Consider the following 15,385-nt stretch of genomic DNA (forward strand, 5'->3'; position numbering starts at 1 on the left):
GGCATATGAAGTTTTAATTTATAATATATTTATTAAAGTAAAGTAATACTAGTTACTCATGTGGATACTGGGAGGTGTTATAAGTATGAGCAAAATAAATAAGTTAATAAAATTTTCATTAAATGATTTATTTAATGCTACGTATTTAAATTTAAAAAGAGCAAGTGCATATGGATGTTTTCCAGAACCACCTCAAATTCTAAAATTAGGGTTAAATAATGTTTAGAATTTGAAGGAGGAACTATTATGAATATGTATCAAGACTTAGCTAAGGAATATCAAATCAATATAACAGGAAATAGAGAAGCAGATAGGGTTATTGTGGAAGAATTTAACAAGAACTCTGTTATGAATAAGGTTCAATTAAAAAAGGTTTTATGGAAGAATTTCAAAGAAACTTTTAAAAAAAAGTAAAGGTATGAGATAGTTTGTATCTCATTTAAAAGGGAATTAGGTGAAACTCCTGAACGGTCCCGCCGCTGTAATGGTGAGAAGCTTTAAATTATACCACTGACAATTTTGTTGGGAAGGATTAAAGCGACTATGATCCAGAGTCAGAAGACCTGCCTTTATTAATGCACCAAGAACGCTACGAGAGATAGGGGGTGACGCATATTTGTACAAAAATGCATTTTATTTTTTGTGATGCTGTCACGCCCTTTAGTAGAAATACTAAAGGGTTTAATTTTTTGCAGGGAAAAAATATTATTCTAATGGGCAAAATAATTGATAATTAGGGGGAGTATTATGAAAACAAAGATAAAGGAATTTGTGCTTATAAATATAGGAATGATTATGGTATCAGCAGGTATGTACTTCTTTTTAATGCCAAACAATTTGGCAACAGGTGGAGCTAATGGACTAGCAATAGTTATAAATAAATTCATAGGGGGATTATCCGTAGGTTGGATTATGATAATAATAAATCTTTTTTTGTTTGTAATAGCATTTATTATTATAGGAAAGAGTTTTGGTGGGAAAAGTGTATATGCAAGCTTTGGCGTATCAGGTATTATAATCGTATTTCAAAAATTTATACCTATTAAAAATCCACTTACAGGAGATATTTTCCTAGAACTTGTATTTGGAATACTAATATCAGGTATAGGTATGGCCATAGTATTTAATCAAAATGCTTCAACTGGCGGTACAGATATATTAGCTAAAATATTAAATAAATATTTTCACATAAATTTAGGAAAAGGAGTTTTAATGTGCGATTTAATTATAACTATAATGGCAGCTTTTGCCTTTGGAATTAAGCTATCATTGTATGCGATGCTTGGAGTTATAATTAATGGTTATGTTATAGATAATATTATAGATGGGATAAACGTATGCAAAGAAGTTACAATAATAAGTAAGAACAGCCATAAAATAAGAAAATATATAAGAGAAGATTTAGAGAAAACATGTACTATATATAATGGAGTAGGGGGTTTTTCAAATGAGAATAAAGAGGTTCTTGTGGTCATTTTAGGAAGAAGGGAGTTTATAACACTTAAAAAATTTATAAACTCTGTTGATAAGGATGCTTTTATAACAGTAAATAATATATATGAAGCCTTTGGAGATGGATTTAAATCGTTAACACATTAAACAAGAAATTCAGGTAACTAATAGAGGAAATTTCTTTAAAGGGGATTGTATATTATGAGTGAGGTTTTAGAGAATATAGAAGAAAGTAATGAAGAAAAAATAAAAAGTGATATTTTTACTATAAGTAAAATGATAATAGAAGATGATAATATGATACAAGTACTAAAGATGGCAAGCAAGGTTTCTAGGGTAAATACCACAGTCCTCGTGCAAGGAGAAACAGGTGTTGGAAAAGAAGGGATTGCGAAGTATATACATTACAATAGTTTAAGAAAAGAGGAATCTTTCGTTGCTATAAATTGTGGAGCTATGCCTAAAAACTTAATAGAATCGGTACTTTTTGGCTATGAAGCAGGATCTTTTACAGGAGCAAATAAGCAGGGTAAAATAGGGGTATTTGAGCTTGCGGATAAAGGAACTATATTTTTAGACGAAGTTGGGGAGTTATCGCAAGAGGTTCAAGTTGAGCTTTTAAGGGTACTCCAAGAACATGAGATAGAAAGAGTAGGTGGATTAAAGCCAGTAAAGGTGGATGTTAGAATAATAGCAGCAACAAACAGAAATTTAAAGGAAATGATAGCAGAAAATTTATTTAGAGAGGATTTATACTATAGACTTAGCGTTTTTCCTATAAACATACCACCGCTAAGAGAAAGAAAGGGAGATATTGTACCACTTATCAAATTCTTTACGGAAGAAATTAATGAAATGTATGGACTAAAAAGTTATTTTAGTGATGAGGCATTAGATTGCTTAAAGTATTACTCCTGGCCAGGAAATATAAGAGAACTTAAAAATATAGTAGAAAGGTCTGTGGTTATGAGTGATAACAAAATTATATATGGAAAAAATTTGCCGGAATATATAAGTGATAGCTACAAAGGAAATGAAATGGAATTTAGTATAAGCAATTTGAGTATAAAAGGATGTAATTTGAAGGATATAATTCAGACTATAGAAGAAGAAATAATCGAGGATGCCATGAGACGTTATGGAAATATAAGAATGACAGCAAAAGCTTTAGGGGTTAACCCCTCTACATTAGTTAGAAAAAGGAAGAAATACAATAAAGAAAACTAAAAGAAAGCTCTCTAAACTTGATATAATTTTTTTAAAAATGTTGACAAAAATAAATTTATCATATAATATATGAATTGTAATAAAATGAATATTATGTAATTAGGTTTTCGTAAGAAATTAAAAGGGAAAATGGTTAAAATCCATTACAGCCCACGCTACTGTAAACATGGACGAGTCTTGTAAACCACTGGAGTAATCTGGGAAGGTAAGATTAGGATGATATGTGAGTCAGGAGACCTACCTAATGCATTAGGCATAGTTTTCGCTGGGAAAATAATTGCTGTATTAGTGGATATTAATACTATGATTGACAGAATGTTACTGAGTGTTTAGGTATAATATTTAGTATTAATATATAATGCTATGCTAATACAAGTGTGAAGTAAAACCCATTAAGGGGTTTTTATTTTGCTTTAAAATTTATATGTCCAATATAATAATTTTTAAAATATCATTATGAGGTTATTATACAAAACAATGGATGATAAATGAATTTTAATTCCCGAAATGAAAGCTATACCAATAAATTTGGTATAGCTTTTTTATGCCTAAAATTGATTTTAAAACATAAATAATTAATTATTTAATTTTGGGAGGTAGATAGTTATCTAAGAAACAATTTGATGAGTTAAAATTAATAATATTAAAAATGGAGGTATATTTATGAGAAATTTGAAAGTGAAACTTATGTCTGTGATTACTATATTGTTTATGGTGTTAACACTTATAGGAGGAAGCACTATAAATGTTTTTGCCCAGACTAATTATGATAATACTGTATATAAGCTTATAGGTGGTATAAGTTCTAATATTACAGTAGATGATTGGGCAGCAATGGATTTAAAGAAAGCAGGAAAGATTGTACCAGCTAGTTATCTTACTAATCTTCAGAAAAATCTAATAGTTACCAATGGAGTGATGGCTAAACCTACTGATTACGAGAGGACTGTACTTGGAATATTGGGAGCAGGGGGGGATCCTACTAATTTTAGCTCTAACAATTACAACCTTATAGAAAAAATATATAACAATACAGGAATAGTTTCTCAGGGGATAAATGCTTATGTATATGCTCTTATAGCTTTGGATGCAGCAAATTTTACAGTACCTACTAATGCAGTTTGGAACAGACAAAATTTAATACAAGGTATATTAGATAAGCAGAATGATGGTGGATGGGATTATTTTGGAGGAACTGCAGATCCAGATATGACAGCTATGACACTTTCAGCGTTAGCACCTTACTATAATACAAATACAGATGTAAAAACAGCTGTGGATACTGCAATAAATAGATTATCACAACTGCAAACAGCTAAGGGTGGATTTTCATCTTGGGGAACTGAAAATGCAAATAGTGTAGAAATGGTAATAATAGCACTTTACGACAATGGAATAGATCCAACTACAGATACTCGTTTTAAAAAAAATAATAAAAATCCTATAGATGCTCTTTTGGGTTATGCACTTAGTAATAATAATGCTTTTGGTTATACAAATAATACTACTGCAAACGCAATGGCAACAGAACAAGGACTTAGAGCACTGGCAGCATATAAGCTTTTCAAAGCTGGACAAGGTTCAGTGTATAAAAATTTCACAGTAAATTAAAAAGTTTAAGGTGCTGTTGCACAATTAATTTAACAGTAGTGGTTTTATTATATAAACATAAAAATTATGCAAGACATCGAGTTAAATTAGACCAGCTAATTAAAGTCAACCATAAATTTAAAAAATTAATTGCTTATTTTATTGCACAACAAAAAGACCATTTTGAAACACGAACGATGGCAAATATAGTCATTGTTTGGTTCTAAACTGCTATTGCTTTTGAATGGTTTAATTTCACCTCCTAAGAGGTATAAAAATACCTCTTAGGAGGTGAACATCTATCTTCTCTATTCATGAGATATTATAGCATTGTGAAATAGTATTGTTAAGTTTCCAAATGGAATCTAAGCGATAAAAAACCAAGAACAAAGACAAGTATGAAAGTAAGAAATGAATAAAAATAGAATGGACATTAACAAAGATTAGTATAGAAATTATTCGTTATATTTATGAGTGGTTTCTTATCAAACTTATAACTAGATTATACAAGGAGGTATGTAAGTATGAAGCTATTTAAGTCAAAAACTATATCAATAAGTATTGTACTATTTATGATTATGAATAGTATAAGTTTTAATAGTATTTCGGTTAAGGCAGACGAAGTAGTTCCAGTAACAAGTATAAGTGTAAGTCCAGATAATGTTAGTGATGAAAAACAATTAATAGAAGGAAATACCATTCAGTTAAATGCAACGGTATATCCAGATAACGCTACTAATAAAAAAGTTACTTGGTCAAGTAGTGTACCAGAGGCGGCCTTAGTAGATGAATCTGGTAAGGTAACGATATTAGGCGGAGAAGCTATGGGGGGAGTAACTATAACAGCAACTACAGAAGATGGTGGTAAATTAGGAAAGTGCATCTTACCTTCAATATATGCTAAGACAACTAAAATGACTATTCCAGATTGTAAAGTTATAGAAGGTGAGTCTATATATGATATTGGGGTAAATAAAGAGCCTTCTAATGCTGCCTATCCAACTTTATCTAGTAGTGATCCATTGGTAGCTAGTATAGTTAACGGGGATATCAAAGGAGTGAAAGCTGGAACTGCAACTATAACAGCTACAGCTGATTTTGGTACAAGTAACATTACAGATTCTTTTGTAGTTACTGTAACCCCTCGAATTTTACCAACGGGAATTATTTTAGATAATACATCAAAATCTATAGCTGCAGGTGAAAAATTTACTTTAATTGCAACTCAGCAGCCAGACAATGTTACTAATAAAGATGTAACTTGGTCAAGTAGTGATCCATTGGTAGCTCAAGTTAGTTATGGAACTGTTACAGGAGTAAAAGAAGGAACTGCAATTATAACAGGTAAATGTGTTGAAAATGAGAATGTTACAGCATCTTGTGTTGTTAATGTAACGCCAAATATTCCGGTAACTGGAATTGCTTTGGATAAAGAAGCAGCAACTTTGATTACGTTTGGTAGTATATTGCAGTTAAATGTTATTATTACACCAGACAATGCTACTAATAAAAAAGTAACCTGGTCAAGTAGTGATTACAATGTAGCTAATGTGAATTCTAAAGGAGTGAACCCAAAGAAACCAGGAGTTGCAACTATAACTGCAACCACAAAAGATGGAAAAAAAATAGCAACTTGTATTGTGACAGTTGAGAATACACAGGGAAATGATATAGAAAAACCAGTTATAAAGGTAGAAAATTTAACAGATGGACAAACTGTATCAGATTCAAACTTAATATTTAAAGTAGCAGTTACAGATAATGTAGATAAAAATATAACATCCACAGTAAAGGTTAACAATGAGGCTGTAACAGGAACAGATGGAACATATAAAGTTACACTAAAGGATGGAGAAAACACTATAACAATAGAAGCAACAGATGCAGCAGGAAATAAGACAGATTCAATTTATAGAATAATACATAAAGCACTTCAATCAGAAGACAAAGAAAAACCAATTATAAATGTAGAGAATTTAACTGATGGACAAACTGTAACAGATTCAAACTTAACATTTAAAGTAGCAGTTACAGATAATGTAGATAAAGATATAGTTCCTACAGTAAAATTAAACAATGAAGTTGTAACAGGAACAGATGGAGCATATAAGGTCATATTAAAAGATGGAGAAAACACAATAAGAATAGATGTAGCAGATGTAGCAGGGAATATGTCAGATGCATCATATAAAATAATATATAAAAATGCAAATATACGGCCTAAGGGCTACGTTACAATTTCAGTAGAAAAATTCACATTAGGCCAGGGATATAAAAAAGATCCAGTGAAAGTCCCATTTTATGAAGGAGATAATGTAGCTGAAATATCAACCCGTCTCTTAGAGTTTGGTAATTACAAAAATACAGGATCTATAAAGAGTAGTTTTTATTTAGCTCATATCAAAGATACGGATACAAGAGAAGTAAATATTCCTAAGTACATTTCTGATAAAATTGAAGGAGGAATTAAAGGAAGGAAAGACCTAGCATGGCTTGGAGAATTTGATTATACAAGTATGTCAGGATGGATGTATGCTGTAAACAATAAATTTGCTAATGTAGGATGTTCCGACTATATACCAAATGATGGAGATGTTATTAGATGGCAATTTACTGTTTGGGGTTATGGCGCTGACCTTGGAGGTGGCTGGGATACAAGCTATATTACTCCTGCCAAGAAGGATGCTCTAACAGCTAAAATAGCAGAAATAAACAGTAATCCAGATAAAGAGAATATTACTTCTAAAACTGTCGTAAAAAATGCCTATAACTATGCCTATGGAGTCCTTCAAAACATGGAAAGTACTCAGAAAAGTGTGGATCAAGCACTGCAACGGCTTAATAATGTGTTAGAAGGTAAGGAAGAAAAAGATACAGAAAAAGATACAGAAAAAGATACAAAAAAACCAGTTATAAATATAGAGAACTTAACAGATGGACAAACAGTAACAGATTCAAACTTAACATTTAAAGTAGCGGTTACGGATAATGTAGATAAAAATATAGTTCCTACAGTAAAATTAAACAATGAAGTTGTAACAGGCGCAGATGGAACATATAAAGTTACATTAAAAGATGGAGAAAACACAATAACAATAGGAGCTGTAGATGCAGCAGGAAATAAGTGTGACAAGAAATACAAGCTTATATATAATACAAGCACCGCGAATTCTTACAAAACTCAATTGGATAAAAATCTTGCTTTCATTTTAAAAAACGTCGAAAATCCTGAAATTGGAACGCTGGGTGGAGACTGGTCTATTATTTCTTTGGCAAGAGCAAATTACTCTGTACCTGGTGGTTATTATGAAAAATACTATAATAACGTAATCCAAAAATTAAAAGCATGTAATGGGGTATTACATACTGTAAAATATACAGAGTATTCAAGGGTGAGTTTGGGTTTAACAGCTATTGGTAAGGATGTTTCCAATGTTGGAGGGTATAATCAACTTAAAAAACTTGCTGACTTTAAGAGTGTAATTAAGCAAGGCATAAATGGACCTATATTTGCACTTATAGCTCTTGATAGTAAAAGGTATGAAATACCAAAGATTGAGGCAGAAGTACAAACTACAAGGGATATGCTTATTAACTATATATTAGATAAAGAAATTAACAAGGACAAAGAGAATGCAGGTGGATGGGCTCTTTCTGGAAGTAAGGCAGATGTAGATATAACTGCAATGGCAATTCAAGCACTTACACCATATTGTAAAACAAATAATAATGTGAAAATGGCAGTAGATAGAGCAATTAACTGGTTATCAAATAATCAGTCAATTAGTGGAGGATATGTAGCGTGGGGTTCAGAAAGCTCCGAAAGTATTGCTCAAGTTGTAATAGCTTTATCAGGATTAGGTATAGATTCTGCTAAAGATGCACGTTTTATAAAAAATGAGAATTCACTTATTGATGAACTACTTTCCTATGCTGTACATGAGGGTGGTTTTAAGCATATAAAAACAGGTGGTACAGATGCTATGGCTACTGACCAAGGTACTCTTGCCCTCGTTGCTTATAATAGATTTGTAAATGAAAAAAAATCTCTTTATAATATGAGCGATGTAGAAGTTGTAACACTAAAAGATACAGAAAAGCCAATTATAAAGGTGGAAAATTTAACAGATGGACAAACTGTAACAGATTCAAAGTTAACATTTAAAGTAGCAGTTACAGATAATGTAGATAAAAATATAACATCCACAGTAAAGGTTAACAGTAAAGTTGTAACAGGAACAGATGGAACATATAAAGTTACATTAAAAAATGGACAAAACACAATAACAATAGAAGCAACAGATGCAGCAGGAAATAAGACAGATGCATCATATAAAATAATCTATGAAATAGCAAAAATGTCATTACCAAGTGGAGATAAACCAGAAATTAAAGTTACTGGTGATAAAGAATTTAAAATACTAATAACAGCAGAAGATAGTAATAAAGAATTGAAAATAGAAATTCCAAATGACAGGAATGCAAAAATTTTTATTGAATTCCTATCTAAAGTTGGACTTCCTAAAATTGAAACTGCAAAAGGTATTGTATCAGCAGTAATTCCAAAAGGTACAAAGATTACAAGTGGTGATTCATCAGCAATTGAACTGATTACTACAAAGGATAAAACAGTAATAGATAAAATGAATTCTGGTATTGCTACTAAGGGTAAAAAGCTTGATACAATAGAACAATTTTTCTCAATGGGTGGAAGTTCAAGGGTAGAATTCAGTGAGTTTATAACTTTAACCTTTAAAGGAATGAAAGAAAAGGACGCTGCTTATATACAAAATGGCGATGTCCACAATATTGTGAAATATACAAATGACTCAGAAGGACTAGGGAGTGGCAAAAGTGAGTATGCGTATGACAATGGAAATGATTTAATAGTAAAAACTAAACATTTTACAGACTTTATGGTTTATACAACAAGTAATATAACACCAGTAATACCAGTAACACCAGTAGTTCCAACTCAAAAAAAATATAGTACTCTATCTGTTGATAAATTAACTATCAATGAAGGGTATACAATTAATTCTAGTAATATAGAACTTGAATATGGTGATACAGCATGGACAGTGTTAAAAAGAGAACTTGATAAACGTGGTCTAAAATACGAGTTTGAGTGGACTGAAAAGTATGGTAGTGTTTATGTACAGTCTATTGATGGTGATGGAGAATTTGATCATGGTAGCGGTAGTGGATGGATGTATAACGTAAATGGAACTTATCCTAACTTTGGTGCTAGCAAGTATATTCTAAAAAATAGAGACGTACTTCAATGGCGATACACAACCAACCTGGGTGAAGATTTAGGACAAGACCTTAGTCAGTGGGCAATCCCGGTTACACCAGTTACACCAGTTACACCAGTTACTCCAGTTACACCAGTTACTCCGGTTACTCCGGTTACACCAGTTACACCAGTTACACCTATTAATCCTAGCACAGGAGATAGTCCAATAAAAGGATATTGTTATAAAGACCAAAAGGACATTTCAAATGATACGCTACAAAAAGTTCTAGAGGCAACTGAAAAAGGTCTTATAAGTCCACAGAATGGGAGCTTCAATCCTAAAATAGATATTACAATGGATGATTTTGCAAAACTATTAGTTAAAGCATTGAATCTTGACGATATGGAGTATAGATTTATTTGTTCAGGCAACAAATATATTGATACTGTGTGTAATTCAGGAATTATGAAATTTATAGGAGCGAAGTATAAAACTAATTGCGGTATTACGCAAGAAGAAATGGTCTCTATTATCGCTAGAGCACTTTCTGTTAATAATGTTGCGACAGATGAAAAAATAAGTAACATTGAAATTGTGTCTAAATATTATAGGGCTGATGTTGAAGCAATGTTTGCTCTTGGGTTAATACCAATGAATAATAATATATTTGAGCCAAAGAGATATGTTACAAGAGAATTTGCTGTTGATGCTGTTATGAGGGCATATGAATATAAAAATGGTAATAAATCTACTAATACAGAAGTCAAAAAATATATAGATGAAACAGCAATTTTGATGCAGAAAAACATAACAAATCCAGTTGTAGCTTCAGTTGGTGGAGAATGGACTGTTTTATCACTTGCACGTGCTGGTGTGTCAGTGCCAGATAGTTATTACAGTAAATATTATGTTAATGTAGAGAATAAATTGAAAGAGAAAAATGGAAAACTTCATAATGTAAAATATACGGAATATGACAGAGTTATACTTGCTTTATCATCAATTGGTAAAAAGGTTGATAATGTTGCTAAGTATAATCTTTTAAAACCACTTGCTGATTTTGATACTGTAATAAAGCAAGGACTGAATGGGCCTATTTGGGCACTGATTGCACTTGATTCTTGTAATTATGAGATTCCTGTAGAGAAGTCTATTACTAATCAAAGTACAAGAGAAAAGTTTATAAATTACATTTTGGGCAAGGAATTACCAGGTGGTGGATGGTCACTTACGTCAGAGTTACCTTCAGATACAGATATTACAGCAATGGCTCTGATAGCATTGTCAAAATATCAAGACAATGAAAAGGTAAAAGCTGCTACTGACCGTGCATTATCATATTTATCAAAAACACAGGATAATTATGGTAAATATAAATCGTCTTGGGGGGATGAGAACAGTAGTGAAAGTATTGCACAAGTAATAGTAGCACTAACTTCACTTAATATTGACCCTAAAAAAGATGAAAGATTTATAAAAAATGGTAACGATACAATTAGCGCTTTGCTTACTTTTTATGTTAAAGACGGAGGGTTTAAACATATTTCAAGTGCAGATCTGGACGGGATGGCTACAGACCAAGGTATGTATGCACTTATAGCATATAATAGATTTGTAAATGGGCAAAGACATCTTTTTGATATGACAGATGTAGAAAAGAAATAATTTGAAAACTAAGCAAGGATATAGTTTTTTCCTTGCTTAGTTTTAAGATAGGAGAATGAAAATGAAGAATAGAAGATGGGTGGTTGCCGTAATTATAATGACTATAGTAGCTGTTGCATTTTTTTATAATGTAAATAACACTGTAAAGCCATTAGAAGATAGTAAAACAACAAGCAAAGAAAATATCAAAAATGATATAGCATTAACAAAAGATTATAAAAAGCAGGAAAATAAGAAAAAGAGTGTTTTAATAGAGTTACAAAAAAAGAAAGCTGAGAAGGAAAAGAGTAAAAAAAAGGATATAGCAATTAATGAAATAGTAGAAAGTAAAAATAAGGATAAAATTAAAACAAATAAAGAAGTAAATAAAATAACAGAAAATCAAAAAAAAGTTAAAATAAATAGTAATAAAGGTAAAAAAGATAAATTTCTTACTGATCCAACTCCAATAGGTAAGCCCAAACCTGTTGAACCGGAAAATGTAACTATAAATTCTAATGAAAAATATACTTGTACACTGTCGGTAACATGCGCAAGTATATTAAACAATATGAGTAAATTCAACAAGGATAAACTAGAAGTGCTTCCTAAGAATGGCATGATTTATAAAACTCAAACGGTAAGCTTTAGCAAGGGAGAAGCAGTTTTTGATGTACTTCTTCGGGAAATGAAAAAAAATAAAATACATATGGAATTTGAAATGACGCCAATATATAATAGTAACTATATTGAAGGTATAAATAATTTATATGAATTTGATTGTGGAGAACTTAGTGGTTGGATGTATAAGGTTAATGGATGGTATCCGAATTATGGATGCAGTCGATACGTGTTAAAAAAAGGTGATGTAATTGAATGGGTATATACTTGTGATCTAGGACGAGACATTGGAGGAGATACTGTATTTGAGGGGGAAGAACGATGACAGACAGTTTTTCAACTTTTCATCCAGTTATTAATTTTAGCTATTTTACAGCTGTATTGTTATTCAGTATGTTTTTTATACATCCAATATTTCTTGGAATAGCTTTGATTTGTTCTTTTACATATTCAATTATGTTAAAGGGAAAAAGTGCATTGAAATTTAATTTGATTTATATGCTACCATTGCTGGTATTTATGGCAATAATTAATCCAGCATTTAATCATGAAGGTGTTACAATTATATTCTATCTTAAAAATGGGAATCCAATTACGCTGGAATCAATACTTTACGGGGTAATGTCAGCGGGCATGTTTATTTCTGTAATTTTATGGTTTTCTTGTTATAACGTTGTTATGACTTCTGATAAATTCATATATATCTTTGGTAAAATAATACCCGCGCTATCTTTAATTTTTTCAATGGTACTGCGGTTTGTTCCAAGATATAAACAGCAAATAAAGATTATTTCAAATGGTCAAAAATGTATCGGAAGGGATATATCCCAGGGCAATATAATCAAAAGGGCTAAAAATGGAATTAAAATTTTATCAATTATGACTACTTGGGCATTGGAAAATGCTATTGAAACAGCAGATTCTATGAAGTCAAGAGGGTATGGATTAACAAAACGTAGCAGTTTCTCTATATTTCATTTTGATGATAGGGACAAAATAACATTAACAGTACTTTCTATTTTAATTATTTATATATTTATTGGTATGGTAATGGGACAGAATACAATGCGTTTTTTTCCTTCAATGAAGATTAAAAACATTACTTTTTTTAGTATTACTATCTATATAAGTTATTTTATTTTGTGTATCCTACCAGTTATCATAAACATTGCGGAGGTAATTAAATGGAAACATATAAGATCAAGAATTTGAGTTTTACATACCCTCAAAAGGATAAACCGGCTATTTCAAATATTAATTTTGTGATAAATGCTGGAGAAATCATTACTATATGTGGAAAATCGGGAAGTGGCAAAAGCACTTTGCTAAGACAATTGAAAACCATATTAGCTCCACATGGAAAACGTCAGGGAGAAATTTATTTCCATGGTAAGCTCTTAGAACAAGTTGACCAGCTTTTACAAACATCACAAATAGGATATGTTCTCCAAAGTCCTGAAAATCAAATTGTCACAGATAAAGTATGGCATGAACTTGCCTTTGGACTTGAAAGTCTTGGATATGATAATAGTACAATTCGTTTACGTGTAGCTGAAATGGCAAGCTTTTTTGGAATACACACCTGGTTTCACAAAAATATTTCAGAACTTTCTGGTGGACAAAAGCAGCTTTTAAATCTAGCATCCATTATGACTATGCAGCCAGAGGTATTAATTGTCGATGAGCCAACATCTCAGTTGGATCCCATAGCAGCTTTAGAATTTCTTAAAACCTTAAAAAAAATCAACAGTGAACTTGGGACAACTATCATAATGACAGAACATCGCTTAGAGGAAGTGATTCCTATGTCAGATCGTGTTGTGGTAATGGAAAAAGGATGTATTATTGCAGATGATAATCCTCAAAATGTGGGTAAGCAAATAGGTGAAATGGATAATACTATGATTTTTGCAATGACTTCGCCTATGAGAATTTATTCTCGAGTTAAAAATGATTTGATATGTCCTGTTACTGTAAAAGATGGACGTAAGTGGCTTGATACATATTTTGATAACAAGACTGTTGAAAATCTTTGTGTTAATAAGAAAGATAAGTCGGGATCGGATAATTTAGTCATAAAGCTTAAAGATGTATGGTTTAAATATAGTAAAAACATGCCTGATATTATAAAGGGGTTGTCATTAGAGGTTAAAGAAGGAGAGTTTTTTTGTATTGTTGGTGGGAATGGAACGGGAAAGACAACTGCTTTATCAATAATAAGTGGACTGAACAAACATTATAGAGGGAAAGTTATTATTAATGGAAAAAATATTGAAAAAATATGCATTAAGGATAGATATATAAACAATATAGGGGTACTCCCACAAAATCCCCAAACTTTGTTTGTAAAGAAGACGGTGGAAATGGATTTATATGAAATGTTATCGGACATAAAATCAACTAAAGAGGAAAAAAATGTAAAGGTGAGAGCAATCGCAGATATGATGGAACTTAATGAATTACTACAGATGCATCCATATGATTTAAGTGGAGGTGAACAGCAGAAGGCAGCCCTTGCCAAGGTATTGCTACTGGAACCAAAAATATTACTTTTAGATGAACCAACAAAGGGCATTGATGACTGTTTTAAACAGGAGTTGGCAAAGATTCTTAGAACAATTACAAAAAAAGGAACTACAATTGTTATGGTTTCCCATGATATCGAATTCTGTGCAGAGTATGCAGATACCTGCGGATTGTTTTTTGATGGAAATATAATAACAATAAATACTACAAAAAAATTTTTCGCAGGAAATAGTTTTTATACTACTGCAGCAAATCGCATGGCTCGACATATTTGCCCTGAGGCAGTAACAGTAGAGGATGTGATTAGCCTATGTCAGAAAAACATTTAAAGGAAAGTAGGTTAAGCCATCGTAAGCTGTTGTCCGGATTTCTTATATTAATTATGGTACCTGCTACGATTTTATTTGGTGTTTTTTTTCTGAATGATAGAAAATATCATTTCATTAGCCTCTTAATTATAATGTACACAATAATTGTATTTTTTATGTCATTTGAAAACCGAAAACCCCAGACCCGCGAGATTATTATTATTGCTGTACTGTCAGCAATTGCTGTTGCAGGGCGTACAGCATTTTTCATGTTGCCTCAATTTAAACCTGTTGTGGCTATTGTAATTATAACAGGGGTGTGTTTTGGAGCAGAATCAGGATTTCTTGTAGGGGCAGTTTCAGGGTTTGTATCTAACTTTTTCTTTGGTCAAGGTCCTTGGACACCATGGCAAATGTTTTGTTTTGGAATAATTGGATTTGTAGCAGGTATATTATTTAAAATGGGAATTCTAAAAAAAACAAAGCTATCTTTATGTGTGTTTGGAGGAATTAGTACATTCTTTATATATGGAGGAATTATAAATATTGGTTCACTTTTAATGTTTACATCACATTTTTCATTAAAAGCACTGATTGCAACTTATATATCAGGTTTTTGGTTTGATATGGTTCATGCTATTGCTACAGTTTTTTTTCTGTATGTAATTTCGCAATCTATGATAGAAAAGCTGGAACGAATTAAAATAAAATATGGACTTATAGATACATAGATTTAAATCCATCAAGGATAAAAAGGTTTGTGCTAAGTAATCATTA

Annotated in this window: 10 protein-coding genes and 2 riboswitches; all 10 genes read left to right on the plus strand. The window is 31.5% G+C overall.

The window, feature by feature from the left end:
• The first annotated feature begins 85 nt into the window (after nucleotides 1–85).
• The 10 genes from G9F70_RS11330 (at nucleotide 86) to G9F70_RS11375 (ending at nucleotide 15,339) form a co-directional block, all read left to right on the plus strand.
• Complete coding sequence (locus G9F70_RS11330) at nucleotides 86–226, plus strand: hypothetical protein (RefSeq protein WP_164946980.1); 141 nt, start codon at nucleotides 86–88, stop codon at nucleotides 224–226.
• A 20-nt stretch (nucleotides 227–246) separates the two neighbouring features.
• The gene (locus G9F70_RS11335) at nucleotides 247–414 is read left to right on the plus strand and encodes a hypothetical protein (RefSeq protein WP_164946979.1); all 168 of its coding nucleotides are present in this window, start codon (nucleotides 247–249) and stop codon (nucleotides 412–414) included.
• Nucleotides 398–586, plus strand: a riboswitch (cobalamin riboswitch). It overlaps the preceding gene by 17 nt.
• A 161-nt stretch (nucleotides 587–747) precedes the next feature.
• Nucleotides 748–1,599, plus strand: coding sequence for a YitT family protein (locus G9F70_RS11340; protein ID WP_164946978.1), 852 nt, complete (start codon nucleotides 748–750; stop codon nucleotides 1,597–1,599).
• Nucleotides 1,600–1,653: 54 nt separating this feature from the next.
• On the plus strand, nucleotides 1,654–2,679 hold the full coding sequence (locus G9F70_RS11345; RefSeq protein ID WP_164946977.1) for a sigma-54 interaction domain-containing protein: 1,026 nt from the start codon (nucleotides 1,654–1,656) through the stop codon (nucleotides 2,677–2,679).
• Nucleotides 2,680–2,763: 84 nt separating this feature from the next.
• Nucleotides 2,764–2,939, plus strand: a riboswitch (cobalamin riboswitch).
• Nucleotides 2,940–3,342: 403 nt separating this feature from the next.
• Complete coding sequence (locus G9F70_RS11350) at nucleotides 3,343–4,290, plus strand: prenyltransferase/squalene oxidase repeat-containing protein (RefSeq protein WP_164946976.1); 948 nt, start codon at nucleotides 3,343–3,345, stop codon at nucleotides 4,288–4,290.
• A 503-nt stretch (nucleotides 4,291–4,793) separates the two neighbouring features.
• Nucleotides 4,794–11,174, plus strand: coding sequence for an Ig-like domain-containing protein (locus tag G9F70_RS11355; RefSeq protein WP_164946975.1), 6,381 nt, complete (start codon nucleotides 4,794–4,796; stop codon nucleotides 11,172–11,174).
• A 61-nt stretch (nucleotides 11,175–11,235) separates the two neighbouring features.
• A complete protein-coding gene (locus G9F70_RS11360) occupies nucleotides 11,236–12,099 on the plus strand; it encodes a DUF4430 domain-containing protein (protein WP_164946974.1) in 864 nt (287 codons plus the stop codon).
• Entirely contained in the window at nucleotides 12,096–12,986 is an 891-nt protein-coding gene (locus G9F70_RS11365; protein ID WP_164946973.1) for an energy-coupling factor transporter transmembrane component T, read from the plus strand. The genes G9F70_RS11360 and G9F70_RS11365 overlap by 4 nt, the downstream gene beginning before the upstream one ends.
• Entirely contained in the window at nucleotides 12,959–14,629 is a 1,671-nt protein-coding gene (locus G9F70_RS11370) for an ABC transporter ATP-binding protein (RefSeq protein WP_164946972.1), read from the plus strand. Before G9F70_RS11365 ends, G9F70_RS11370 begins: the two co-directional genes overlap by 28 nt.
• On the plus strand, nucleotides 14,611–15,339 hold the full coding sequence (locus G9F70_RS11375; protein ID WP_164946971.1) for an ECF transporter S component: 729 nt from the start codon (nucleotides 14,611–14,613) through the stop codon (nucleotides 15,337–15,339). The genes G9F70_RS11370 and G9F70_RS11375 overlap by 19 nt, the downstream gene beginning before the upstream one ends.
• Nucleotides 15,340–15,385 lie beyond the last annotated feature (46 nt).

The organism is Clostridium sp. FP1 (assembly GCF_011065975.2).
In the GTDB taxonomy this organism is placed as follows: Bacteria; Bacillota; Clostridia; order Clostridiales; family Clostridiaceae; genus Clostridium_AD; species Clostridium_AD tagluense.